The organism is Geminicoccus harenae (genome assembly GCF_019800005.1).
Lineage (GTDB): Bacteria > Pseudomonadota > Alphaproteobacteria > Geminicoccales > Geminicoccaceae > Geminicoccus > Geminicoccus harenae.
Map to the genome: position 1 here is coordinate 1 of NZ_JABGCL010000160.1, position 1,203 is coordinate 1,203.

Sequence of the window (1,203 nt, forward strand, 5' to 3'; positions counted from 1 at the left end):
TGGACGCCTACAACCACGCCCGCCGGCTCAAGACCCTGCGCGGCCTGACCCCCTACGAATTCATCTGCCAGACCTGGGCCAAAGAGCCCGATCGGTTCAGGCTCGACCCGTCACACCACATCCCGGGACCGTACAAATCAGAAGGACAGGTTGGCCCAGATACTGCCGACGGGCGGGAGCATGATGCCGATTAAGTAGTCGGTGGCAGCTCACCGTCAGCGCCAGTCCCGCCAAGCTTTCGCGGCAGTCTCCACAGGGCTTGCGCACTACGTCCCACAGCCTGCTTCTCGTTGCGTGCCTACACCAACTGACCGGTCAGCAGGCATATCACCACGCTGCAGTGCCGAGCATCAAGGCGGAAGAGCCGCAAATGAGGTGGGTAGGTACCAACGAAGCGAACAGCCTGATGCTGCAATCTGTTGGCTATATGATAGGTTCTTGGCCGGGTTGCCGAGAGATCGATCATCCAAGAATATTATTATTATCTGTTATAAATTTTGCGATTCTTCGCAGAAGAAATATGGAATGAGAATAGAAAGCATTATGCTCTATATAGAAGATTCTGAGAATGTTTCACCAAATATGTAATATGTTAAATAATTACTCAGGATAAATATCAGATTTGATCCTGACATAGGCTGAATGTTGGGATCAGTGTTCTTTTCTATCTCGGAAATTTCTATTGATTTGATTGAGTCGCTTGTCGTAAGTTTCCGCTGCAGACGAGGCACATGGCATGCGAGCATTATCCCGCCATGCCAAGCCTCTACATCGTCTTGATCATAGTGCATTGGACGTCACTGGAAGATATAACAACCAGTGAACGCAAATTTATTGATGGAACTCAAGATGAACCTCCACAAGACTAGATCATATTTTTGCGTATGCTCTGCGCTAAGTCTGACTTCCCTACCTGTGTTCTATCTATGACCTCATGCAGCTGAAGCGCAATCAGCTGCCGGCCGAATGAAGAAGCATTTCTTCAGGCCACTCATGACCCTTTATTTTCAAGGGCAAGAACGTGCATCGCAGGACATTATTTTGCGGAGGCGCCGTTCTGGCGCTTGCGTCCGAGGTGACAGCAACTGGATCTGATCCGGCAGCCGAGGCGAACCAGTCCGGCCACTCTAGCATCCCGAACACGCGCGTCCTTGACCAGGACGGCCAGGAATACCGGTTCTACGACGAGCTGATCCGCGACCG

The 1,203-nt window shown here is 51.2% G+C and carries 1 pseudogene; it reads left to right on the top strand.

The features are described from left to right. Positions 1–194: pseudogene (locus HLA95_RS27395) on the top strand (hypothetical protein); the annotation flags it as partial. Positions 195–1,203: the final 1,009 nt, after the last annotated feature.